The sequence below is a fragment of the Methylobacterium sp. J-059 genome, from assembly GCF_022829485.1.
Lineage (GTDB): Bacteria > Pseudomonadota > Alphaproteobacteria > Rhizobiales > Beijerinckiaceae > Methylobacterium.
On the sequence record NZ_JAKSYA010000112.1, the window covers coordinates 121,122 to 142,562 of the forward strand.

Consider the following 21,441-nt stretch of genomic DNA (forward strand, 5'->3'; position numbering starts at 1 on the left):
CTACGCCTGGCCCGGCCAGGCGTAGACGCCGATCAGGATCGGGTGGAGATACTTGCCGAACACGAACCAGGCGACGACGCCGACGACCACCGCGATCGCGTCGTTGCGCCAGCCCGCAGGGGCCGCGGCGCCCCCGTGCTGCGCAACGACCTGACCCGCCGTGAGCGCGCGGCGCTTGGCGCTGATCCGGGCGATCACCGCCCAGGCCAGGAACGAGCCGAACAGCAGGATCGAGCCGAGGTCGCCGTTGGCGAGCAGGTGCGCCGTCGCCCAGATCTTCACGGCGAGCAGCATCGGGTGCTTGGCCTTCGCCCGGATGTGGCCCGGCAGGTAGGCCGAGGCCAGCACGATGAAGGCGAGCAGCACCAGCACCAGGGACAGGTGGCGCGTCCAGACCGGCGGATCCCAGACCGGGATGTACCCGTCGACGCGATAGTTGTGGAAGCCGACACCGATCAGCACGAGGCCGAGGACCGAGAGCAGGGTGTAGCCGAGCTTGTACTTGCCCTCGCCGACTTGGCCGACGACCTCGGAGCGCTTGGCGCGCAGCATCGAGAAGGCGTGGGTGCCGAGGAACAGCACCAGCCCGAGGATCAGGATCAGCATGGATGGGGACTCGGCTCGGGAGGATCGGGCCCCCGCACCGGCGGGAAGCCATTCTGTAACGGTTCTGAACAGAAACTCCCGTGGTTTGTCCAGGCGCGCGACCGTTGTCCGTGCGCGCTCCTCGTCCAAGTGCGCTTTCGGCGCACCCACCGGTCTCGTCCCATGCGGCTCCGCCTCGCGCTGTTTCTCCTGTCGCTGCCGGCGCTCGCGCAGGCGGCCGCCGAGCCGCCGCTGTCGAGCCTGACCCTGGTCGGGCCGCCGAGCATCGTGTTCAAGGCCGGGCGCGACGCCTGCGACGGCGCCGACGTGCCCGACGCCTCGGCCCGCGCGTTCCGGGATGCCACCGGTGCGGTCGCCCTGTTCGGCATGCACTACCGCAACCGGGCCCTGCGCGGGCCGGACCTCGACCACCTCAAGCTCGACTGCACGGTGGTGCTCGACTCGGGCGAGAAGGCCGACCCGGCGCTCTACGACGACCGCTCCTGGATCACCGCCACCTGGACCGAGGACGGCGCCCGGATCGCCGCGCTGGTGCACCACGAGTACCAGGCGAACGAGCATCCGGGCCGCTGCACGGCCGAGACCTACGAGGCCTGCTGGTACAACACGATCACCGCCGCCGCCTCCGCGGATGGCGGCCGCAGCTTCCTGCGCACGACCCCGCCCGCGGTGGCGATGGCGGCCCCGTTCCGGCAGGAGGTCGGCCAGGGGCGTCACCGCGGCTTCTTCAACCCGTCGAACGTCTTCGCCGACGGGCGCTTCCGCTACGTCTTCGTCTCGACCACCGGCTGGGACCGGCCCGGGGATCAGGAGGCCGGGGTGTGCCTGTTCCGCACCGCCACGCCCGGCGATGCGGCGAGCTGGCGCGCCTGGACCGGCACCGGCTTCACCGCGTCCTTCCCGGATCCGTATCGCACCAAGGGCGCGCGGGCCGAGGCCTGCAAGCCGGTGGCGCCGTTCCCGACGCCCGTCGGGGCGGTGGTGCGCCACCGCGGCACCGGCGCCTTCGTCGCCCTGTTCATGGCCAAGGCGGGTGACGGGTTCGCGCAATCGGGCTTCTACTGGACGAGCTCGCGCGACCTTCTGACCTGGGACGTGCCGCGGCTGCTCGTCGCCGGGGCGACGCTCTACGACGACCCCTGCGCGGCGCCGGGCGGCCTGATCGCCTACCCGTCCCTCCTCGACCCCAGGGCCGAGGGCCGGAACTTCGACGACGTCGGCGACACCGCGATCCTCACCTACGTCACGCTGCGGACGGAGGGCTGCACCATCACCTCGGACCGCGACCTGCTGCGGCGGCCGGTGGCGATCAAGGTGTGGCCCTGATCGCATCGTGCGTTGACCGGGACCGCGCCTGCATCATGTTCGAGGGCTGACCACGAGGCCGCCATGACCGACCACCTGCTCGCCTGGGACGAACGCGACGAGACCGTTGCGGAGAACGGCGTCGCCAAGCGCACGATCCCGGGCGCGGGCGCCAGCCTCGTGCGGATCGTCGTCCCAGCGGGCACCTCGGCGGCGCGGCACAGCCACGCGCACGAGCAGTTCGTGCAGGTGCTCTCCGGCTCAGGCATCCTGGAGACCGAGCAGGGCCGTGCGGCATTCGGCCCCGGCAGCGTGTTCCACTTCCCCGCGGAGGCGTGGCACGCGGCGGAGTTCGAGACGGAGACGGTGCTGGTGGAGACCAACGTGTCGGCGTGAGGCCGGTGGATGGGTCCGTCGTTCGACGCGACCCATGTCGGCGGGCCCCTCCAACCTTCGACATCTATGAAGGCGTGCGACCGACCTCCCCTGACTGGATCCGATCGACCTCGTTCTCGGTATCCTGAGCATAGCGTGCGGCCTCTCCGGGTCGAAGAATTCTTCCCTCTTGCGGGTTGAAAGCCACGCCGTCGGTCAGCGTCAGGCAGGCGGCCAGCGCCAGCCACGTACCGACGCAACTCGGCAAAGCCGCGAAATAGAAGGCGTAGGCGTAGGGCCACGGCCCGCCGAGATCGATGTCGTCGTACGTTTCCGCCAGTTCCGCGAACGCGCAAGCGCCGAACTCGAACCCGGCTTCTCGGCCACGCCAAAGCGCAGGAAGGTGCCCCCGATGATCCGCGAGATCGCGAGCCGATCTCAATCTCAGATCGAACCCGAGGGCATCGATCGACGCTTGCCAGTCTTCGATCGATTTGATCGGACGGGCGCAGAACGCGTAGGCTTCCATCGTCATGTTCTGTCCCTCAAAACCAGTGGATGTCGGCAGCAGCGCTTATCTTCGTCCTGTTCCGTCTTGAAATCTCATATCGCCGATATCAGCGCTGAGGATATTCTTCCATCGCGCAAGACCACGTCGGTCCGCACGCTTCCCTCCAGCCCATAACCAACACTATCGCCCAGGCTGAAGCTTTGCTCGACGCCGTGCCGGCCGATACCTGGAATATCCAGATTGCGAATCAATCGAGCGGTCGCAGCATGCAGTCGGACGCCGTAGGCCGGCACACGGACATCTCCCGAGATCGAGATTGCCTCCTTGACGACATCCACAAGAAGCTCGGTCTTCGCGTCGATCCTTGCGTTCCCGGTTTTCTCTATCTGGCTGCGCACGATCTGACCGGCGCCGCCGGTCCAGCGACCATCCAGGCCTCGGGGTTGATCCGGGCGAAAGCCGGCTTTGAGGGAATGGCTGAGCACGGACAGCATCGCAATCCGCAGGCGAATCTGTGCAACTCTGTGCGCGAATCGAAGCTGGTCTCGACGTTCGTTCATGCCAAAGCTCCCCCGAAGAGGCCTTGCCATATATTCCTAATAAAGTCAATTTTCCTATAGCGCTGCGGAGCGAGGCACGGCCGATCGCCCAGCCGTGCTTTCAGCGTGCAGTTGACGCTGCCGGGCGCCCGGCCTCAACTTTTCTTGCCCCCGCGGCAAAAAGGCCTGTGTTGGCGGCTTCCACGCACGCGTGTAGAGAGTAGCGCTACGAAGGCTCGCCCGTGCACGCCGACGGGACGAGCGCGCCGATTTCGCCCGCATACAAGAACAGAGGCCATCCATGAGCGCCGGTACCGCTTCCGACAAGCATTTCTCGAACTCCTTCTTCGCGGCCCCGCTGAGCGACGCAGATCCGGAGATCGCCAAGGCCGTCGAGCAGGAGCTCGGCCGGCAGCAGCACGAGATCGAGCTGATCGCCTCCGAGAACATCGTCTCGCGCGCCGTGCTCGAGGCGCAGGGCTCGGTGCTGACCAACAAGTACGCGGAGGGCTATCCCGGCCGTCGCTACTACGGCGGCTGCCAGTTCGTGGACATCGCCGAGAACCTCGCCATCGAGCGCGCCAAGCGCCTGTTCGGCGTCGGCTTCGCCAACGTGCAGCCGAACTCCGGCAGCCAGGCGAACCAGGGCGTGTTCATGGCCCTGATGCAGCCGGGCGACACCTTCCTCGGCCTCGACCTCGCCGCCGGCGGCCACCTCACGCACGGCGCGCCCCCGAACGTCTCGGGCAAGTGGTTCAAGCCGGTCTCCTACACCGTGCGCCGCGACGACCAGCGCATCGACATGGAGCAGGTCGAGGCGCTGGCCCACGAGCACAAGCCGAAGGTGATCATCGCCGGCGGCTCGGGCTATCCGCGCCATTGGGACTTCGCCAAGTTCCGTGAGATCGCCGACGCGGTCGGCGCGTACTTCTTCGTCGACATGGCGCACTTCGCCGGCCTCGTCGCCGCCGGCGTGCACCCGTCGCCGTTCCCGCACGCCCACGTCGCCACCACGACGACCCACAAGACGCTCCGCGGCCCGCGCGGCGGCATGATCCTGACGAACGACGAGGCGCTCGCCAAGAAGTTCAACTCGGCGATCTTCCCCGGCCTGCAGGGCGGCCCGCTCATGCACGTCATCGCCGGCAAGGCCGTGGCCTTCGGCGAGGCCCTGAAGCCCGAGTTCAAGATCTACGCCCGCCAGGTGATCGAGAACGCCAAGGCGCTGGCCGACACCCTGATGTCGGGCGGCTACGACATCACCTCGGGCGGTACCGACAACCACCTGATGCTGGTCGACCTGCAGCGGAAGGGCCTCACCGGCAAGGCAGCGGAAGCCGCGCTTTCGCGGGCCGACATCACCTGTAACAAGAACGGCGTCCCCTTCGACACGCAGAAGCCGACGATCACCTCGGGCATCCGCCTGGGCACGCCGGCCGGCACCTCGCGCGGCTTCGGCGTCGCCGAGTTCAAGCAGATCGGCGGCTTCATCGTCGAGGTGCTCGACGGGCTCGTGGCGAACGGCGAGGCCGGGGATTCCGCGGTCGAGGCCTCGGTCAAGACCCGCGTCCACGCCCTCACCGACCGGTTCCCGATCTACGGCTGATCCGGACGCCGCCGGAAGGGAAGCCTTCCGGCGTGCACTGCAACACGATAGAGACGGCCGCGGATCGCCTCGATCCGCGGCCGTTCTCGTTTCCCGAGAGGCCGCCGTCTTTCCGGCTCGATGAGAAGGTCCGCCCGATGCGGTGTCCCTATTGCGGCGGCTCCGACACGCAGGTGAAGGATTCGCGGCCGAGCGAGGACGGCGCCGCGATCCGCCGCCGCCGGGTCTGCCCGGACTGCGCCGGGCGCTTCACCACCTTCGAGCGGGTGCAGCTGCGCGAGCTCGTGGTGCTCAAGCGCTCGGGCAAGCGCGTGCCGTTCGAGCGCGACAAGCTGCAGCGCTCGATCGGCGTGGCCCTGCGCAAGCGCGCGGTCGACCCCGAGCGGATCGAGCGGCTGGTCAGCGGCATCACCCGCCAGCTCGAGAGCGGCGGCGAGGCCGAGATCACCTCGGAGGCGATCGGCGAGCTGGTGATGGAGGGCCTGAAGGGCCTCGACGACGTCGCCTACGTGCGCTTCGCCTCCGTCTACAAGAATTTCCGCGAGGCCAAGGACTTCGAGGACCTGCTCGGCACCTTGGCGGAGGCCGGCGTCGAGCCGCCCGAGGGCGTCGCGGCGGGCAAGCCGCGCACGGCGCGGTCGCGCTCGTGACGGCCGACGCGCGCTTCATGCGCCTCGCCCTCGCGCTCGGGCAGCGCAACCTCGGGCGGACCTGGCCGAACCCCTCGGTCGGCGCCGTGGTGGTCGCGGGCGAGCCGGGCGCGGAGCGGATCGTCGGCCAGGGCGTCACCGCCCCGGGCGGCCGCCCGCACGGCGAGCCCCTGGCGCTCGCCGATGCCGGCGCGGCGGCCCGGGGCGCGACCCTCTACGTCACGCTGGAGCCGTGCTCGCATCACGGCCGCACGCCGCCCTGCACCGACGCGATCGTCGCGGCAGGCATCGCGCGGGTCGTCAGCGCGATGGAGGACCCCGACACGCGGGTCTCCGGCCGCGGCCACGCGCTCCTGCGGGCGGCCGGCATCCGGGTCGAGACCGGGCTGCTGGGCACCGAGGCCCGCCGCGACCATGCCGGGCACGTGGCGCGGATCACCCACGGGCGGCCCCACCTCCACCTCAAGCTCGCCCGGACGCGGGACGGGTTCGCCGCCGCCTCCGACACGGCGCGCCTGCGCATCACCGGCGCGATCGCCGACGGCGCGGTGCACCTGTGGCGGGCCCATGCCGACGCGATCCTGATCGGCATCGGCACGGCGCGCGCCGACGACCCTTCGCTCACCGTGCGCCTGCCCGGCCTCGGCGGTCGCTCGCCGCTGCGGGTGGTGCTGGATTCGCAGCTGCGGCTGTCGCCATCGAGCGTGCTCGTGCGCGGCGCCCACGACGTCCCGACGCTGGTCGTGACGACGCGGAGCGCCCCGGCCCATGCCAAGCGGATGCTCGAATCGCTCGGCGTCGCGGTGGTGCGCGTCGCCGCCGACGCGCGCGGGCGGGTCGACCTGCACGCGGCGCTGGCGATGCTCGGCGAGCGCGGATTGACGCGGCTCTGCAGCGAGGGCGGCCCTCACCTTGCCGACGCGCTGGCCGAGGCCGATCTCGTGGATTCCTGCACCCTGATCACCGGGCCCGGCACCTGCGGTCCGCAGGGCGGCCTGCCGGCGGTCGGCCCGCATCTCGGGCAGGCGCTGGAGAGCGGACGGTTCCGGATCGCCCAGTCCCTCGACCTCGGGGCGGACCGGGCCGTGACCTACGAACGGAGTGAGGCTTAAGCGATGTTCACGGGTCTCGTCAGCGACGTCGGAACGGTGCTCTCGATCTCGGGCGATGCACGGATGCGCCGCCTCACGATCCGCGCCGCCTACGATGCGGCCACGATCGCGCTCGGCGCCTCGATCGCCTGCTCCGGCCCTTGCCTCACGGCGGTGTCGATCGAGCCGGCCGAGGGCGGCTGCGTCTTCGCAGTGGACGCCGCCGCCGAGACGCTGGCGCTGACCACGGTCGGCGGGTGGGAGGCCGGCACCCGAATCAACCTGGAGCGCTCGCTGAAGATCGGCGACGAGCTCGGCGGCCACCTCGTCACCGGCCACGTCGACGGCGTCGCCGATATCCTCGCCCGCGAGACCGTCACCGCCGGCGCCTGGGGCGCGAGCGAACGGTTCACCCTGCGGGCGCCCGCCGGGGTCGCCCACTTCATCGCCAAGAAGGGCTCGGTCTGCCTCGACGGCACGTCGCTGACCGTCAACGCGGTCGAGGGCGACACCTTCTCGGTCCTGCTGATCCCGCACACGCTGGAGGTCACCACCTGGGGCGAGCGCCGCGCCGGCGACCGGCTGAACCTCGAGGTCGACCTGATCGCGCGCTACGCGGCGCGGCTCGCGGAGGGCCGCGGGAGCGCGGCGTAAGCCTCGTTCCGAACGAGCGGATCAAGCTCTCCGCCGCCTACCTGAACACCGCCGCGGGCGGCCTGTTCACCGCGGGCGTGGTCGCGGCGTTCGTTGCGACCGTCTTCGGGGTTTCGGGACGGTCCAACCTGTCGGCGTTGACGCTGTCGGGAGGCATCGCGATCTTCTTCCTTGCGAGCATCGCCCTCCACGGGTGCGCGCGCATCATTCGTGGAAGGCCACAGCCATGGCCGACATTCAGATCGTGGCCTTCGTCGTCGCGCCGCTGATGGCGGTCGCCGTCGGCTTCGGCGTCATGCAGTGGTCCCGCTACGCGGATCGGTAGGCCCTCACCGCGGCGGGATCGAGTACGTGCCGTTCGCCTGGGCGACGAGGTCGTCCGAGCTAGGCGCCGTGATCCGCACCTCGCCGACGGCGAGGCGCCGGCCGAGCTTCAGCAGCGTCACGTCGGCGATCAGCACCAGCCCCGCGGGCTTGCGCAGGAAGTTGAAGGTCAGGCTCGTGGTCACCGCGAGCGCCACCGGGCCGATCTGGGCGAGGATGGCCGCGTAGAGCGCATAGTCGGCCAGCGCCATCATCGACGGGCCGGACAGCGTGCCGCCCGGGCGCAGGAAGCGCGCGTCGCCGTCGAGCCGCATCCGCGCGGTCAGCGGGCCGACGGCCTCCAGGCAGTAGGCGCGCCCGCCCGCCTGCATCTGCGGGAACTCCCGGTCGAGGAAGTCGCGGGTCTCGGCAAGCGTCATCGCGGTCATGACGGCCGTTCCAGCATGGCGGTGCGCCGGCGGCAAGGCGGGCGACCGGGATCGCGGGTCACCCCGCCTTGGGAACGCCCTCGGCCGCGCGCGCGCGGCCGAAATCGGCCTCGGCCGTCTCCTGCCCCTGCGCGACGATGCCCCGGCGGATCGCGCGGGTGCGGGTGAACAGGTCGTGCAGGGCCGCGCCGTCGCCGTAGCGGATCGCACGGGTCAGCACCGAGAGGTCCTCGCTGAAGCGCCCGAGCATCTCCAGCACCGCCTCGCGGTTGCTTAGGAAGATGTCGCGCCACATCGTCGGGTCCGAGGAGGCGATGCGGGTGAAGTCGCGGAAGCCGCCGGCCGAGAACTTCATCACCTCGGACTGCGTCACCTGCTCGAGGTCGGCGGCGGTGCCGACGATGTTGTAGGCGATCAGGTGCGGCACGTGGCTGGTGATGGCGAGCACGAGGTCGTGGTGCTCCGGCGTCATCGTCTCGACGACGGCGCCGAGCCCCTGCCACAGCGCGCGCACCCGCGCGACGGCGGCCTCGGGCGCGTCCTCCGGCGGGGTCAGGATGCACCAGCGCCCGGAGAACAGCGTCGAGAACCCGGCATCCGGCCCGGAATACTCGGTGCCGGCCACCGGATGGCCGGGCACGAACACGATGCCGTCGGGCAGGTGCGGGGTGACGGCCGCGACGACCGACGCCTTCACCGAGCCAACGTCCGAGACGACGGCACCCGGCTTCAGGTGCGGCGCCATCGCGGCGGCGACCGGGCCGATGGCGCCGACGGGCACGCACAGGATCACGAGGTCGGCCAGCGCCGCGCCCGCGGCGGCATCGCCGGTGACGTCGTCGGCGATGCCGAGATCGAGCACCCGCGCGCGGACGGCGGCGTCCGCGTCGATCGCGACGATGCGCTCGGCCAGCCCGTAGCGGCGGGCGCCGCGGGCGATCGACGAGCCGATCAGGCCGAGGCCGACGATGGCGAGGCAGCCGAGCGGCGCGGCCTCAGGCATGGTCGCCTCGGACGAAGGCGCCGAGCGCGCCGAGGAAGGCCTCGTTGCTCTCGACGCTGCCGATCGTCACGCGGAGCGCATTCGGCAGCCCGTACGCCGCCACCCGGCGCACGATCACCCCGCGCCCGGTCAGGAAGGCGTCGGCGTCGGCCGCCGTGCGGCCGGGCACGTCGGGAAAATGCACGAGCATGAAGTTCGCCACGCTCGGCGTCACGGTCAGGCCGAGCGCGCGGGCGCCCGCGATCATCCGCGGCAGCCATTCGGCATTGTGGGCGGCGGCCGTCGCGGCGTGCGCCTCGTCGGCGAGCGCCGCCGCCCCGGCCGCCATGCCAGCGGTGGACAGGTTGAACGGCCCGCGGATGCGGTTGACCGCGTCCATCACGTGGGCCGGCCCGACCATCCAGCCGACGCGCAGGGCGGCGAGCCCGTGGATCTTCGAGAAGGTGCGGGTCATCACGACGTTGTCGGCGTCGCGCGCGAGCTCGAGCCCGGCCGCGTAGTCGTCCGCCTGGACGTACTCGGCGTAGGCGCCGTCGAGGACCAGCAGCACGTCGCCCGGCAGGCCGGCATGCAGGCGCCGCACCTCGGCCAGCGGCAGGTAGGTGCCGGTCGGGTTGTTGGGGTTGGCGACGTAGACGATCTTCGTCCGCGGGGTCACGGCGGCGAGGATCGCGTCGACGTCGGCGGTGAGGTCGCGCTCGGGAGCGACCACGGCGGTGCCGCCCGCCGCCAGGATGGCGATGCGGTAGACCAGGAACCCGTGCTCGCAGAAGACGCCCTCGTCGCCGGGGCCGATATAGGCGTAGGCGAGCAGCGAGAGCAGCTCGTCCGAGCCCGCGCCGCAGACGACGCGGCCCGCGTCGATGCCGTAGCGCGCCGCGATGGCGGTCCGCAGCAGCGTGGAGGTGCCGTCGGGATAGTTCTCGAGCTTGGCCGTGGCCGCCTGCATCGCCGCCATCGCCGCCGGGCTCGGGCCGAGCGGCGTCTCGTTCGACGACAGCTTGTGAATCTTGGCGTGACCCGGCGCCCCGCTCTTGCCGGGCACGTAGGGGTCGATCGCCAGGACGCCCGGACGGGGCACCGGGCGGAGACGGGGAGAGGCGGACATTGGTGTTCGCAGCCTGCAGAAGAAACGCGGGTGGCGCCCGTCTACAGCATTTCGCGCCGCGATGAAGCGGGGCGCGACCGGATCGGGCGCCCGGCGGCCCTCACACCCGGAACCGCGCCGCGTGGCTGCCGGTCTCGTCGAGGCTCGACACCGCCGCGCCCGCCCCGTCCAGGGCCTCGGCGAGCTGGCGCGTGCCAACGCCGCCCGGCACCGCCAGCAGCAGGCGCTCGACCTCGCCCTTGGGCTTGGCCCGCGCCACCACCTCGCCGTAGAGCCCCTGCACGGCGCGCTCGGCCTCCTCCGTCCAGGCGCCGCAGCGCACCGCCCACAGCACCCAGTCGCGCTGCGCCGCCGCCGGATCGTCGAGGGGCTTGGCCACCACGAAGACCGGCGTGCCGGCCGGGTGGGCCGGCCGCTCGATGAAGGGCAGCCGGGCGATCACCTTCGGCCGGCCCGCGCCGATGAGGCCCTCCCACCAGGCCTCTCCCTTCGCCGACCCCTTCGCGGGCACCTGGGCGGCGCGCGGGTCGAAGCGGAAGATGCCGAGGTCGCCGCGCGAGGCCGCCACCGCCTCGATCACCGCGGCGCAGGTCGGGTGGGGCCGGTAGGGCACGGTGAAGCCGAAGTGGAAGCGGGCGGAGTCGCGCATCGCCGGATCGCCGGCGGAGATGTCGGCATGCACCGAGAACGGCGCCTGGACGTAGGTGAAGGTCGCGATGATGACCCGCCAGATCCCCTCGACGGTGTCGAGCGGCAGCAGCCCGCGGTGGCGCTCGGCGACGCGCCGCATCATCGCGGCCTCGCGACCGGGACGGAAGGCGGAGCCCGAGGCCGAGGTGCCCTTCACCGCGATCAGCCGGTCGATGATCCCGCCGCGCTGGATCAGCAGCGCGTGCATCTCGGCGTCGATCCGATCGATCTCGGCCCGGAGGGCGGCGAGGTCTTCCATCGGCGGCGCGGCTCGTTTGGGGAAGCGCATGGTTCGACAAGCTGAGGACGGGGCTGCTCGCGCGTGTTTACGGCCCGCCGCGCCGAAGGGCCAGCGCAGCAGGGCCGTGCGATCGACAACGGAGGGCGGATGAACGGCCTTCCGGCGGCTCCTTTCGTTGACGCTCGGCGGCGGGCACACTACGTCCGGTGCAGCGGCGGGCGCGGGAAGCGGGCGGCCTCGCGATTCCTTCGGTCCCTCCGGCGCGCGAGAAGCCGTTTCCAGACGCCTCATGGACAATCCCCTCGATACGGCCGTCACGGCCGCCTCCGCGACGGAGCCCGAGATCCGCAGCCGCGAGCCGTCGCAGGCGCGCGACCCGGCGGGGCTCGTCGCGCGGTTCGAGGCCGGGCAGCCGCTGACCATGGATTCGGGCGCCGCGCTCGCGCCGTTCCAGGTCGCCTACCAGACCGCCGGCACCCTCAACGCCGCGCGCACCAACGCGGTGCTGATCTGCCACGCGCTCACCGGCGACCAGCACTTCGCCCACCCCCATCCCGTCACCGGCAAGCCCGGCTGGTGGACGACGCTGGTCGGCCCGGGCAAGCCGATCGACACCGACCGCTACTTCGTCGTCTGCTCCAACGTGATCGGCTCGTGCATGGGCTCGACCGGCCCGGCCTCGATCGACCCCGCGACGGGCTCGGCCTACGGGCTCGACTTCCCGCTGGTCACGATCCGCGACATGGTCCGCGCCCAGGCGATGCTGCTCGACCATCTCGGCATCGCGGACCTGTTCCTGTGCATCGGCGGCTCGATGGGCGGGATGCAGGTGCTGCAATGGGCCTCGCTCTACCCTCAGCGCGTGTTCGCGGCGATGCCGATCGCCACGGGCGCGCGCCATTCGGCGCAGAACATCGCCTTCCACGAGGTCGGCCGGCAGGCGATCATGGCCGACCCCGCCTGGGCCGACGGTCGCTATCTCGAGGCCGGCACGCGCCCCTCGAAGGGCCTCGGCGTCGCGCGGATGGGCGCGCACATCACCTACCTGTCCGAGCCGGCCTTGCACCGGAAGTTCGGGCGGCGCTTCCAGGGCGGCTCGGCGCCGACCTTCTCGTTCAACGCCGACTTCCAGATCGAGAGCTACCTGCGCCACCAGGGCCTGAGCTTCGTCGAGCGGTTCGACGCCAACGCCTACCTCTACCTGACGCGGGCGATGGACTACTTCGACCTCGCCGCCGACCACGGCGGCGTGCTCGCCAACGCCTTCAAGGGCACGAAGACGCGGTTCTGCGTGATCTCGTTCACCTCCGACTGGCTGTTCCCCACGGCCGATTCCCGGGCGATCGTGCACGCGCTGAACGCCGCCTCGGCCCCGGTCGCCTTCGTCGAGGTCGAGAGCGACAAGGGCCACGACGCGTTCCTCCTCGACGAGCCGACGCTGTTCTCGGCGGCCCGCGGGTTCATCGACGCAGCCGCCCGGGCGCGCGGGCTGTGAGCGGGCGCGAGGACCTGTCCTTCGGCGACGCCGCCTCCGGCACGCCCTGGGAGGCGGCGGACGACCTGCCGCGCACGCCCGAATCCGGCGGCGCCCGCGTCGACCACCTCGTGGTCCTCGGGCTGGTGCCGCCCGGCGCGCGCGTCCTCGACATCGGCTGCGGCGACGGCTCGCTGCTGGCGCTGCTGCGCGACCGGCGCGGCGTCGACGGGCGCGGCATCGAGCTATCGCGCGAGGGCGTGAACGCCTGCCTCGCCCGCGGCCTGCCGGTGATCCAGGGCGACGCCGACACCGACCTCGAGAACTACCCCGACGACGCGTTCGACGTGGTGGTCCTGTCCCAGACCATCCAGGCGACGCGCAACCCGCGCATCGTGCTGGAGCACCTGCTCCGCATCGGCCGGCAGGTGGTGATCTCGTTCCCGAACTTCGGTCATTGGCGGGTGCGGGCCGAGCTCGCCTTCCGCGGGCGGATGCCGATCACCGAGATCCTGCCGGAAGCCTGGTACGAGACGCCGAACATCCACCACTGCACCATGCGCGACTTCGTCGAGCTGTGCCGGGCGGTCGATGCCCACATCGAGAAGGCGGCGGCGCTCGACGCGCGCGGACGGCCGATGCGCTTCTCGATGCCGTGGTGGTTCTGGAACCTGATCGGCGCGCAGGGGGTGTTCCTGCTCAGGCGGGGCCGCCTCGGAGCCGGCTGATCGGTCGACCGCGCCGAGCGGCATCGAGCCGAGGCGGACATCGATCGCGTCGATCGTGCATCTTTTCACGAAGCCGTGAGCATTCGTGAGCCCACTCCAAGATCCGCAGAGGTATTGGTTAACCGCGATTTAAGCGATCTTGGGCGATCTTCGGCTGTTCAACGTGATCGGATAGATCGATGCTCCGTCTTTCAAACATCAAAATCCTGCCGAAGCTCATTGCCGTGATCGCATCGATCGCCGTCGTCGTCGGTGGGTGTGTCTGGTATGCGCAGGCGCGCATGACCACGATCGACGACGCCTACAGCCTCCTGATCGTCCACGAGGCGAAAGGTGTCGCGAGCGCGCGCCGGGCAAACGGCCTGATGTTCGAGCTCAACTACTGGGTCTACCGCATCATCGCCGAGACCGACGAGGCCCAGATCAAGAGCGCCAATGCGGGCTTCGAGGCGGTGCTGCCCAACATGAGGCAGGCGCTGGCCGACCTCCGCGAGCAGGCGCCTGCCTTCGGCGCGCGCGTCGAGGCGCAGAACGCCCGGGTCGACCGGTTCCTCAAGGACGTGACCGAGGTGCGCAGGCTCGGGACCGCGAACGAGAACGCGGACGCCATAGCCCTCGTGCACCGCGCCATCGATCCGACCTTCGCCACCATGACGGACGAAGGCAGCAGGCTCGCGCACGACATTGCCGCTTATATGGAGCATCAGTCCGACGTCCTGAGCGATCAGACGAATGCGACGCGCTACACCCTGATGGCGCTGGCCGCTCTCGGCCTCCTGGTCGGCCTCGTCGCCGCGACCCTGGTGTCGATCGTCGGCATCACGCGTCCGCTGGGTCGGCTGGTCGTCGTCCTCCGACGTATGGAAAACGGCGAGATCGATGCGCAGATCGCCGAGGCGCGCCGCGGCGACGAGGTCGGCTCCGTCGGCCGGGCCGTCGAAGGCATCACGGCCATGGTTGCCCGGAAGGCCGCCGAGCAGGCGGAGATCAAGGGCATCGCCGACGCGGCGGCGGCCTCCGAGCGCAAGCGCGTCATGACGGAGCTGGCCGACGGGTTCGAACGGGCGGTCGGCGGCATCGTCGGCATGGTGTCCTCCTCCGCCACCGAGCTGCAGGCCACCGCCCAGACGATGACCGCGACCGCACGGGAGACGGCCAGCCAATCGTCCACCGTGGCGGCCGCCGCCGAGGAGGCGGCCTCCAACGTGAATACCGTGGCGGCGGCGGCGGAAGAGCTCGGCTCGTCGGTCCAGGAGATCGGGCGGCAGGTCTCCGGCTCGGCCGACCTCGCGCAGACGGCGGTCTCCGAAGCGGAGCAGACCGGACGCCTGGTTCACGAACTGAGCCAGGCGGCCGCCAAGATCGGCGACGTGGTGGGGCTGATCTCGAACATCGCCGGCCAGACCAACCTGCTGGCGCTCAACGCCACCATCGAGTCGGCGCGCGCCGGAGAGGCCGGGCGCGGCTTCGCGGTGGTCGCCGCCGAGGTGAAGGAGCTTGCCAACCAGACGGCCAGCGCCACCGCCGAGATCGGCAGCCAGATCGCCCAGATCCAGACCTCGACGCAAGGGGCGGTGCAGGCGATCGGGACCATCTCGACGCGCATCCGTGAGATCGACGCGGTCGCCGCGTCGATCGCGGCGGCGGTGGAGGAGCAGGGTGCGGCGACCCAGGAGATCGTGCGCAACGTCGCGCAGGCCTCCGCCGGCACGAGCGAGGTCACCGGCAACATCGCCGGCGTCGCGCAGGCTTCGGAGGAGACCGGCGCCGCGGCCGCGCAGGTGCTGGCCTCGGCGTCCGAACTGTCGCGTCAGTCGGAGCACCTGGGCGCGGAGGTCACCCGCTTCCTCGCCACCGTTCGTGCCGCCTGAGCCGCCGGGCTTTCCGGGGCGGCTCCGAGGCCGGGCATCGTGCCCGGCCTTCCTCCGTTCGCGGGCCTCCGCCGCGACACCGGGCGGTCAATGCCCGTCGAGGAACTCCAGCATCGCGGCGTCGAAGCGGTCGGTCGCCTCCATGTGGACGAGGTGGCCGATGCCCGCGAACACGATCGCCCGGCCGTTCAGCATCCTCGCGGCCAGCGCCGTCGCGTTGTCGGCGTTGCGGCCCATCCTCGCGGCGAGGTCCGGCGGGGCGTAGGGCTTGCCCGGCGCGTTGTGGTCGGCGCCGCCCATGACGAACAGGGTCGGCATCGGGAGCAGCGGGATCTCGTGCACCACCGGCTGGCCCCAGATCATGGTGTAGGAGTTCACGAACGATTGCAGCCAGCGCGGATACTCGCCCGCTCCCTTCACCCGCTCGCGCACCTCGACGAACGGCTCGATCGCCGATTCCGGCAGCGAGAGCGCGTAGCTGGTCATCAGCTGCCGGCGGTAGGCGGCCGCCGTGAGCTCGCCCTCGCGCTTGAGCAGGGTGTCGTTGGCGACCGGCGGCACGCTGAAGCGGTAATCCTCCAGGCCGAGCGGCGCCTCGAGGACGAGGCTGTTGACCCGGTCGGGGGCGTTGCGTGCCAACCGCACGGCCAGCATCCCGCCCATCGAGTGGGCGACCACGTCGACCCGGCGTAGGGCCAGGTGATCGAGCAGCGCGACGGTGTCGGCGGCCATCGCGTCGAAGGTGAACGGGCCGATGGGCTTCGAGGACTTGCCGAAGCCGAGCTGGTCGGGCGCGACCACGCGGTAGCCCGCGCCCGTCAGCGCCGCGACGACCGGCGCCCAGTAGCTCGCCGGGAAGTTGCGGCCGTGCAGCAGCAATGCCGTGCGGCCGTTGGCCGTGCCGGTCGGCGCCACGTCCATGTAGGCGAGGCGCTGGGCCTCGCCGTCGCGCGACAGCGCGAGGAAGCGCACCGGATACGGGTAGGCGAAGCCTTCCAGGCCGATCCCGAGCGGCGGTGCCTCCTGCGCCGGCGCCGCCATCGGCATCAGCGGCAACAGGGCGAGCAGCAGGGCGGTGGTCCGCGTCATCGTCGGCATCGGGGCGTCATCCGTCGGATCGAGGCGTCGACGCGATGGCGCGTCGCGCAGGCGGAAAAGCGGCGCACGGGCGAAGGATCCTGCGGCCATGTCACCGGCGCGCTGCTCAAGCCTGCGTGAAGCCGCTATGTGCGGGCGCAAGCGCCAGGCGAACCCACGGCGGCGGGCCCGGCCGGGGTCGGCCCAGAACGAGGTTTTCGACGATGACCGAGACGGCCGGATCGTCCGGACGACGCGCGATCCGCGGGGCGGAGGAGGAAGCGCAGGCGGCAAGCTGCCTCGGCGACGGGAGCCCGGCCGCCGCGAGGCCGGCCGACGGGCTTCCCCCGCGCGAGCGCCTGCTGGCGATGGCGGCGGTGTCGCTCGCCATGACCATGGCGGTGCTCGACGGGGCGATCGTCAACGTGGCGCTGCCGGTGATGGCCAAGGACCTCGCGGTCGATCCGGCCGCGGCGATCTTCGTGGTCAACGGCTACCAGATCGCGGTGACGGCGGCGCTCCTGCCCTTCGCCTCCCTCGGCGACATCCTCGGCTACAAGCGCGTGTACCTCGCCGGGCTGGCGGCGTTCGTCGCGGCCTCGCTCGCCTGCGCCTTCGCGCCGAGCCTCGGCTTCCTGATCGCCGGGCGCCTGGCGCAGGGGCTCGGCGCCGCCGGCGTGATGAGCGTCAACATCGCGCTGGTGCGCTTCATCTATCCCCACCGGATGATCGGCCGCGGCGTCGGCAACGTGGCGCTCGTCGTCGCCGTCGCCTCCGCGGCCGGCCCGACGGTCGCCGCCGCGATCCTCTCGGTGGCGTCCTGGCCGTGGCTGTTCCTGGTCAACCTGCCGGTGGGCGGCCTCGCCTTCCTCGTCGCCTCGCGGACGCTGCCGGCGACGCCGCGCAGCGGCGCGCGCTTCGACGCGTTGAGCGCGGTGCTGAACGCGCTGACCTTCGGCCTGCTGATCGTCGGCGTCGACCGCCTCGGCGACGCCGACGGGCGGGCGATCGCCTTCGCCGAGATCGCGGGCGCCGTCGCGGTCGGCGCGGTGTTCGTGCTGTACCAGCTGCGCCTGCGGGCTCCGCTGCTGCCGGTGGACCTCCTGCGGATCCCGGCCTTCGCGCTGTCGATGGCGACCTCGATCGCCTCGTTCGCGGCGCAGATGAGCGCCTACATCGCCCTGCCCTTCTATTTCCAGGACGTGCTGCACCTCTCGGGCACGCAGACCGGCTTCCTGATGACGCCCTGGCCGATCGCGATCGCGGCGATGGCGCCGGTCGCCGGGCGGCTCGCCGACCGCTACCCGCCGGGGCTGCTCGGCGGCATCGGCCTCGCGCTGATGGCGTCGGGCATCGCCGCGATGGCGCTGCTGCCGGCGCACCCGGCGACCCTCGACATCGTCTGGCGGCTGACGCTGAGCGGCCTCGGCTTCGGCCTGTTCCAGACGCCGAACAACAAGGTCATCATCACCGCCGCCCCGCGCGAGCGCAGCGGCGGGGCGAGCGGCATGCAGTCGACGGCGCGGCTCACCGGCCAGTCCCTCGGCGCGGCGATGGTGGCGGTGATCTTCGGGATGACCCAGGGCGCCGGGCCGGAGCGGGCGGTGTCGCTGGCGCTGTGGTCCGCGGTGGCGCTCGCCGTGTTCGGCGGCTGCGCCAGCGTTCTGCGGCGGGGCAGAGCCGGATAGGCTGCATGCCACCCGGGGCCGGACCGGCGCGTTGATCGGCATCGCGAGACATCGCGGCAACCAGGGATCGACCGAAATGGACATGAACCTGAAGGGCCGCCGCGCCCTCGTCACCGGCTCCACCGGCGGCATCGGCTTCGGGATCGCCCAGGCGCTCCTCGACCTCGGCGCCAGCGTCGGCATCAACGGGCGCACCGCGGAACGGGTCGAGGCGGCCATCGCGGCCCTGCGCGGGAAGACCCAGGCCGGCGAGGCCTTCGCGGCGGTCGGAGACGTGGCGACGGCCGATGGGGTCGCCGCGCTGGTCGCGGCGCTGCCGGACGTCGACATCCTGGTCAACAACACCGGGATCTTCGAGCCGAAGCCGTTCTTCGACATCCCCGATGGCGACTGGCAGCGCTTCTTCGACGTCAACGTGATGAGCGGCGTGCGGCTGTCGCGCGCCTACGCGCCGGGGATGGTGGCGCGGGGCTGGGGCCGCGTGGTCTTCATCGCCAGCGAGTCGGGCATCAACATCCCGGTCGAGATGGTCCATTACGGGATGACGAAGACGGCGCAGCTCGCGGTCTCGCGCGGGCTCGCCGAGACGGTCTCGGGCACCGGCGTCACGGTCAACAGCGTGCTGCCGGGGCCGACCCTGTCTGAGGGCGTCGCCGATTTCATGAAGCAGATGGCCGGCGGATCGGGCGAGGCCGATCTCGACGCCCTCGGCCGCCAGTTCGTCGCCGAGCACCGCCCGACATCGCTGATCGGACGGCTGGCCAGCGTCGAGGAAGTGGCCAACATGGTGGCCTATGTCTGCAGCCCGGCGGCGAGCGCGACCAGCGGCGCGGCGCTTCGAGTGGATGGCGGCGTCCTGCGCAACATCGCCTGACGCCTGATCGGGTCGCGCGGGGCGGCGTGGCGCCGCCCCGTTCGAGCGCACCGTCGAAGCAGGACGATCCGGGAACCGCGTCTCCGGATCGACCCGACGACGGGTCCGGCGCGGCTCAGGCCTTGAGGTGGGCGGCGAGGTGCTTGTTCATCTCGAACATGCTGCACTTGTCCTTGCCGAAGACCTTCTTGAGCTTGTCGTCGGCGAGGATCTCGCGCTTGTTCTCCGGGTTCTGGAGGTTGTGTTTCTTGATGTATTCCCAGACCTTGCTGACGACCTCGCCGCGCGGGATGGGGCTGGTGCCGACGATGGCGCCGAGATCGGCCGAGGGCTTCAGCGGCTGCTGCAGGGCGTTCGGCTTGGCGCCGGCGGCGGCCTTGGTCGCCTTGGGGGCTGCAGCCTTCGCGGGCTTGGCGTCCTTGGTCTCCTTCGCAGCCTTCGGGGCGGCCTTTTCCGTCGTCTTGGTTGCCATGGGGTTCCTCCGGTTCTCGCTGCGAGCGTGAACGTGACATCCCCGCAGCAGGGGTGAGCATAGCAGCAAGAACTAAGGGCTAGCGCAGCCGTTCCAAGGGAAAACTGGAACAGTTCCCTTCATCATCCACAGGGTGTGGCGCCGGCGGGCGGGTTCGGCACCGGTTTTCGCGCCGCGAAACCCTTTCTTCACCCAACCGGAGGACAGATCCGGGCATGGTCAGCACCGCCCTCGCCCTCGCTTTCGTCTCCGCGTTCGCCCTGGTCCTCGGGCTCGGCATCGGCATCGCCGCCGAGCCGAATGCTTGCGATCACCCGCATGGCGGCGGATTGATCTGAGGGCGCGAAGGCCGGAGCGGACGCCGGATCCTCGCGAACCGTCCGGCCGCCCGGACGTTGGCGGCGTCGGAGGACGGCCCTCCCGCCTTCCTCCTCGCGCCGCGGAAACCTCTGCCCATGTCGAGCCTCGAGCCGAACACCCTCGACGGCATCGCGCACATCATCCAGGTGGCGCTGACGCCGGTGTTCCTGCTGTCCGGGGTTGCGACCCTGCTCAACGTCTTCGGCGCGCGCCTCGCCCGCGTGTCGGATCAGGCGGAGCGGGCGTCGAGCCTGCTCGCGGGCGCGAGCGAGGCGGAGCGCCGCCGCCTCGGCCACCGGCTCGACCGCCTGCGGCTGCGGGCGCTGCTGCTCGACGCGGCCGTGGTGCTCGCGGCGCTTTCGGGGGTCTCGACCTGCGGCGCCGTCCTGACGCTGTTCGTCGGCGCGCTGCGCGACGCCACCGTGGCCGGCGTGCTGTTCGCGTTGTTCGGCACGGCGATCCTGTGCACGCTCCTGGCGCTGGTCGCCTTCGGGACCGAGATGCTGTTCGCGAGCCGCGGCGTGCGCAACCGTGTCGCCCTGCGGCGCGCCGAGGCAGAAGCCGGCCCGGAAGGCTGAAGGGGCCCGCGGAACCCATCGCGGGTCCGAGCTTTCCCCTGCGAACGCCCGGGATGCCGGGTCCGTGCAGTCTTGCGAAAGGGTATCGCGATGCCGACAGATCTTCCCAACGAGCGCAGCATCCGCAAGGCCGGCTCGATGGAGCTCGACCCCTCGGCCGAGGGCGTCGCCATCGACGAGACCGTCCGGCTGATCGCCTCCAACAAGGTCGAGGGCACGGCGGTCTACGATGCCGCCGGCAAGCACCTCGGCGCGGTGCACAACTTCATGGTCGACAAGGTCTCGGGCCAGGTCGCCTACGCGGTGCTCGCCTTCGGCGGGTTCCTGGGGCTCGGCGAGAACCACCACCCGCTGCCGTGGAAGGCGCTGACCTACAGCGTCGCGCTCGGCGGCTACGTGGTGGACATCGACCCGGCGACGCTCGCCGGCGCGCCGAGCCACGGCGCCGGCGAGGACGGCTTCGCCGATCCGGCCTATGGCGGCCGGCTCGACGACTATTACGGTCGCGGCCCGAAAGCGGCCTGACGATCAGAACTTGCCGCCGAGGCCGACGCTGCCGCCGGGCGTCAGGGACGGCGTCATGCCGCCCGACGACCCGCCGCTGGTGGGCTCGCCGTCGATCTCCTCGCGGCGGATGCGGCGCGCGCCGTCGTTCGCGGCGCGCGCGTCGTTGCGCTTGTCCTTGGGCAGGTCGAGCGTCCGGGTCGGCGCCGTCGCCAGCGGGCGCCCGTCGGCATCGACGTTGACCATGCGCGCCTCGCGGCCCGGAAGGGCGCCGCGCAGCGACGGCGGCGGCCCGACCTCGGCCGCCGGCATCACGCCGCCGCCGCCGCCCAGCGCCCCGCCGAGCGCCTGGCATCCGGCCAGGGCCGCGCCGAGGCAGAGGGCGGTGGCCGTCAGCGCGAGCGGGCGGCGGAGGCGACCCGCGGCGGTCGAAGGCGAGGCAGGCAGAGGCGAGGCAGGCAGAGGCGAGGCAGCCATGGGCGGTGAAGTCCTGTCTTCTCGTGGCGGCCAAGGTGGGACCGGGCCGCCGTCATGTCGTTGACGGCCTCTCTACGATGCAGTTTGGGCGAAAACCAGACGCCGCCGCGTCCATCCCGGGACGCGGCGCGAGGCCTTCGCCGACCGATCGGGGGCATCGGAGCGGATGCACGCGGCCCGAAACGTGCGGCGCGAAACCTGCACACC

24 protein-coding genes are annotated in these 21,441 nt (G+C 71.4%); 14 read left to right on the forward strand and 10 right to left on the reverse strand.

Translation table 11 applies throughout. The features are described 5' to 3' along the window. Nucleotides 1–606: an NnrU family protein gene (locus MKK55_RS15070; RefSeq protein WP_147728307.1), complete on the reverse strand. Its 606-nt coding sequence runs from the start codon at nt 604–606 to the stop codon at nt 1–3. A 162-nt stretch (nt 607–768) separates the two neighbouring features. On the opposite strand from MKK55_RS15070, the gene MKK55_RS15075 reads away from it, so the two are divergent. Both MKK55_RS15075 and MKK55_RS15080 read left to right on the forward strand, forming a co-directional pair. After that, nucleotides 769–1,932, forward strand: a complete 1,164-nt coding sequence (locus tag MKK55_RS15075; RefSeq protein ID WP_147728308.1) for a hypothetical protein — start codon at nt 769–771, stop codon at nt 1,930–1,932. A gap of 63 nt (nt 1,933–1,995) precedes the next feature. Further along, nucleotides 1,996–2,307, forward strand: a complete 312-nt coding sequence (locus MKK55_RS15080) for a cupin domain-containing protein (protein WP_147844272.1) — start codon at nt 1,996–1,998, stop codon at nt 2,305–2,307. 64 nt (nt 2,308–2,371) lie between these two features. Here the strand turns inward: MKK55_RS15080 and MKK55_RS15085 are convergent, their stop codons facing one another. After that, complete coding sequence (locus tag MKK55_RS15085) at nt 2,372–2,821, reverse strand: hypothetical protein (RefSeq protein WP_243935849.1); 450 nt, start codon at nt 2,819–2,821, stop codon at nt 2,372–2,374. Nucleotides 2,822–2,889: 68 nt separating this feature from the next. Next, entirely contained in the window at nt 2,890–3,357 is a 468-nt protein-coding gene (locus tag MKK55_RS15090; protein ID WP_243935851.1) for a hypothetical protein, read from the reverse strand. A 280-nt stretch (nt 3,358–3,637) separates the two neighbouring features. On the opposite strand from MKK55_RS15090, the gene glyA reads away from it, so the two are divergent. The 4 genes from glyA (at nt 3,638) to MKK55_RS15110 (ending at nt 7,337) form a co-directional block, all read left to right on the forward strand. Then, on the forward strand, nt 3,638–4,942 hold the full coding sequence (glyA, locus tag MKK55_RS15095; protein WP_243932298.1) for a serine hydroxymethyltransferase: 1,305 nt from the start codon (nt 3,638–3,640) through the stop codon (nt 4,940–4,942). 137 nt (nt 4,943–5,079) lie between these two features. Continuing rightward, nucleotides 5,080–5,592: a transcriptional regulator NrdR gene (gene nrdR / locus MKK55_RS15100; RefSeq protein ID WP_147858293.1), complete on the forward strand. Its 513-nt coding sequence runs from the start codon at nt 5,080–5,082 to the stop codon at nt 5,590–5,592. Then, nucleotides 5,589–6,704, forward strand: coding sequence for a bifunctional diaminohydroxyphosphoribosylaminopyrimidine deaminase/5-amino-6-(5-phosphoribosylamino)uracil reductase RibD (ribD, locus tag MKK55_RS15105; protein WP_409566066.1), 1,116 nt, complete (start codon nt 5,589–5,591; stop codon nt 6,702–6,704). Before nrdR ends, ribD begins: the two co-directional genes overlap by 4 nt. A 3-nt stretch (nt 6,705–6,707) precedes the next feature. Further along, entirely contained in the window at nt 6,708–7,337 is a 630-nt protein-coding gene (locus MKK55_RS15110; protein ID WP_243935853.1) for a riboflavin synthase, read from the forward strand. Nucleotides 7,338–7,666: 329 nt separating this feature from the next. On the opposite strand, the gene MKK55_RS15115 is transcribed toward MKK55_RS15110, so the two are convergent. From MKK55_RS15115 to MKK55_RS15130, 4 genes are all read right to left on the reverse strand, one after another. Continuing rightward, nucleotides 7,667–8,089: a PaaI family thioesterase gene (locus tag MKK55_RS15115; RefSeq protein WP_243935861.1), complete on the reverse strand. Its 423-nt coding sequence runs from the start codon at nt 8,087–8,089 to the stop codon at nt 7,667–7,669. A 58-nt stretch (nt 8,090–8,147) separates the two neighbouring features. Beyond that, nucleotides 8,148–9,092, reverse strand: a complete 945-nt coding sequence (locus MKK55_RS15120) for a prephenate/arogenate dehydrogenase family protein (RefSeq protein WP_147858296.1) — start codon at nt 9,090–9,092, stop codon at nt 8,148–8,150. Continuing rightward, the gene (locus tag MKK55_RS15125; RefSeq protein WP_243935863.1) at nt 9,085–10,200 is read right to left on the reverse strand and encodes a pyridoxal phosphate-dependent aminotransferase; all 1,116 of its coding nucleotides are present in this window, start codon (nt 10,198–10,200) and stop codon (nt 9,085–9,087) included. Before MKK55_RS15125 ends, MKK55_RS15120 begins: the two co-directional genes overlap by 8 nt. A 100-nt stretch (nt 10,201–10,300) precedes the next feature. Continuing rightward, the gene (locus tag MKK55_RS15130; protein ID WP_243935865.1) at nt 10,301–11,179 is read right to left on the reverse strand and encodes a chorismate mutase; all 879 of its coding nucleotides are present in this window, start codon (nt 11,177–11,179) and stop codon (nt 10,301–10,303) included. A gap of 241 nt (nt 11,180–11,420) precedes the next feature. Here MKK55_RS15130 and MKK55_RS15135 point away from each other — a divergent pair, with 241 nt between their 5' ends. The 3 genes from MKK55_RS15135 (at nt 11,421) to MKK55_RS15145 (ending at nt 15,204) form a co-directional block, all read left to right on the forward strand. Further along, on the forward strand, nt 11,421–12,626 hold the full coding sequence (locus MKK55_RS15135; RefSeq protein WP_279596203.1) for a homoserine O-acetyltransferase: 1,206 nt from the start codon (nt 11,421–11,423) through the stop codon (nt 12,624–12,626). Next, the gene (gene metW, locus MKK55_RS15140; RefSeq protein ID WP_147727140.1) at nt 12,623–13,333 is read left to right on the forward strand and encodes a methionine biosynthesis protein MetW; all 711 of its coding nucleotides are present in this window, start codon (nt 12,623–12,625) and stop codon (nt 13,331–13,333) included. Before MKK55_RS15135 ends, metW begins: the two co-directional genes overlap by 4 nt. Nucleotides 13,334–13,512: 179 nt before the next feature. After that, complete coding sequence (locus MKK55_RS15145; protein ID WP_243935867.1) at nt 13,513–15,204, forward strand: methyl-accepting chemotaxis protein; 1,692 nt, start codon at nt 13,513–13,515, stop codon at nt 15,202–15,204. A gap of 87 nt (nt 15,205–15,291) precedes the next feature. Here MKK55_RS15145 and MKK55_RS15150 read toward each other — a convergent pair whose 3' ends face one another. After that, nucleotides 15,292–16,302, reverse strand: a complete 1,011-nt coding sequence (locus MKK55_RS15150) for an alpha/beta fold hydrolase (protein ID WP_409566067.1) — start codon at nt 16,300–16,302, stop codon at nt 15,292–15,294. 347 nt (nt 16,303–16,649) lie between these two features. Here MKK55_RS15150 and MKK55_RS15155 point away from each other — a divergent pair, with 347 nt between their 5' ends. Both MKK55_RS15155 and MKK55_RS15160 read left to right on the forward strand, forming a co-directional pair. Further along, entirely contained in the window at nt 16,650–17,969 is a 1,320-nt protein-coding gene (locus MKK55_RS15155; RefSeq protein ID WP_243932323.1) for an MFS transporter, read from the forward strand. A gap of 76 nt (nt 17,970–18,045) precedes the next feature. Continuing rightward, nucleotides 18,046–18,843, forward strand: a complete 798-nt coding sequence (locus MKK55_RS15160; protein WP_147858299.1) for an SDR family NAD(P)-dependent oxidoreductase — start codon at nt 18,046–18,048, stop codon at nt 18,841–18,843. A 115-nt stretch (nt 18,844–18,958) separates the two neighbouring features. On the opposite strand, the gene MKK55_RS15165 is transcribed toward MKK55_RS15160, so the two are convergent. Continuing rightward, entirely contained in the window at nt 18,959–19,315 is a 357-nt protein-coding gene (locus MKK55_RS15165; RefSeq protein ID WP_147727136.1) for an SWIB/MDM2 domain-containing protein, read from the reverse strand. 215 nt (nt 19,316–19,530) lie between these two features. Here MKK55_RS15165 and MKK55_RS29050 point away from each other — a divergent pair, with 215 nt between their 5' ends. From MKK55_RS29050 to MKK55_RS15175, 3 genes are all read left to right on the forward strand, one after another. Beyond that, nucleotides 19,531–19,653 carry a hypothetical protein gene (locus MKK55_RS29050; RefSeq protein ID WP_279593021.1) on the forward strand — a complete coding sequence of 41 codons (123 nt, stop codon included), beginning with the start codon at nt 19,531–19,533 and terminating at the stop codon, nt 19,651–19,653. Between the two features lie 117 nt (nt 19,654–19,770). After that, entirely contained in the window at nt 19,771–20,253 is a 483-nt protein-coding gene (locus MKK55_RS15170) for a DUF2721 domain-containing protein (protein WP_147841307.1), read from the forward strand. A 90-nt stretch (nt 20,254–20,343) separates the two neighbouring features. Further along, a complete protein-coding gene (locus MKK55_RS15175; protein WP_243935869.1) occupies nt 20,344–20,778 on the forward strand; it encodes a PRC-barrel domain-containing protein in 435 nt (144 codons plus the stop codon). A 3-nt stretch (nt 20,779–20,781) separates the two neighbouring features. Here MKK55_RS15175 and MKK55_RS15180 read toward each other — a convergent pair whose 3' ends face one another. Next, on the reverse strand, nt 20,782–21,234 hold the full coding sequence (locus MKK55_RS15180) for a hypothetical protein (protein ID WP_243935870.1): 453 nt from the start codon (nt 21,232–21,234) through the stop codon (nt 20,782–20,784). Nucleotides 21,235–21,441: the final 207 nt, after the last annotated feature.

Bases quoted from the DNA above. Each gene is read 5' to 3' on its own strand.
- MKK55_RS15125 (WP_243935863.1), bottom strand. From the start codon at position 10,200: ATGTCCGCCTCTCCCCGTCTCCGCCCGGTGCCCCGTCCGGGCGTCCTG.
- MKK55_RS15145 (WP_243935867.1), top strand. From the start codon at position 13,513: ATGCTCCGTCTTTCAAACATCAAAATCCTGCCGAAGCTCATTGCCGTG.
- MKK55_RS15165 (WP_147727136.1), bottom strand. From the start codon at position 19,315: ATGGCAACCAAGACGACGGAAAAGGCCGCCCCGAAGGCTGCGAAGGAG.
- glyA (WP_243932298.1), top strand. From the start codon at position 3,638: ATGAGCGCCGGTACCGCTTCCGACAAGCATTTCTCGAACTCCTTCTTC.
- MKK55_RS15150 (WP_409566067.1), bottom strand. From the start codon at position 16,302: ATGCCGACGATGACGCGGACCACCGCCCTGCTGCTCGCCCTGTTGCCG.
- MKK55_RS15085 (WP_243935849.1), bottom strand. From the start codon at position 2,821: ATGACGATGGAAGCCTACGCGTTCTGCGCCCGTCCGATCAAATCGATC.
- MKK55_RS15180 (WP_243935870.1), bottom strand. From the start codon at position 21,234: ATGGCTGCCTCGCCTCTGCCTGCCTCGCCTCTGCCTGCCTCGCCTTCG.
- MKK55_RS15175 (WP_243935869.1), top strand. From the start codon at position 20,344: ATGCCGACAGATCTTCCCAACGAGCGCAGCATCCGCAAGGCCGGCTCG.
- MKK55_RS15115 (WP_243935861.1), bottom strand. From the start codon at position 8,089: ATGACCGCGATGACGCTTGCCGAGACCCGCGACTTCCTCGACCGGGAG.
- MKK55_RS15155 (WP_243932323.1), top strand. From the start codon at position 16,650: ATGGCGGCGGTGTCGCTCGCCATGACCATGGCGGTGCTCGACGGGGCG.
- MKK55_RS15080 (WP_147844272.1), top strand. From the start codon at position 1,996: ATGACCGACCACCTGCTCGCCTGGGACGAACGCGACGAGACCGTTGCG.
- MKK55_RS15160 (WP_147858299.1), top strand. From the start codon at position 18,046: ATGGACATGAACCTGAAGGGCCGCCGCGCCCTCGTCACCGGCTCCACC.
- MKK55_RS15075 (WP_147728308.1), top strand. From the start codon at position 769: ATGCGGCTCCGCCTCGCGCTGTTTCTCCTGTCGCTGCCGGCGCTCGCG.
- MKK55_RS15130 (WP_243935865.1), bottom strand. From the start codon at position 11,179: ATGCGCTTCCCCAAACGAGCCGCGCCGCCGATGGAAGACCTCGCCGCC.
- MKK55_RS15090 (WP_243935851.1), bottom strand. From the start codon at position 3,357: ATGAACGAACGTCGAGACCAGCTTCGATTCGCGCACAGAGTTGCACAG.
- MKK55_RS15070 (WP_147728307.1), bottom strand. From the start codon at position 606: ATGCTGATCCTGATCCTCGGGCTGGTGCTGTTCCTCGGCACCCACGCC.
- MKK55_RS15120 (WP_147858296.1), bottom strand. From the start codon at position 9,092: ATGCCTGAGGCCGCGCCGCTCGGCTGCCTCGCCATCGTCGGCCTCGGC.
- MKK55_RS15170 (WP_147841307.1), top strand. From the start codon at position 19,771: ATGTCGAGCCTCGAGCCGAACACCCTCGACGGCATCGCGCACATCATC.
- MKK55_RS15135 (WP_279596203.1), top strand. From the start codon at position 11,421: ATGGACAATCCCCTCGATACGGCCGTCACGGCCGCCTCCGCGACGGAG.
- MKK55_RS29050 (WP_279593021.1), top strand. From the start codon at position 19,531: ATGGTCAGCACCGCCCTCGCCCTCGCTTTCGTCTCCGCGTTCGCCCTG.
- MKK55_RS15110 (WP_243935853.1), top strand. From the start codon at position 6,708: ATGTTCACGGGTCTCGTCAGCGACGTCGGAACGGTGCTCTCGATCTCG.
- nrdR (WP_147858293.1), top strand. From the start codon at position 5,080: ATGCGGTGTCCCTATTGCGGCGGCTCCGACACGCAGGTGAAGGATTCG.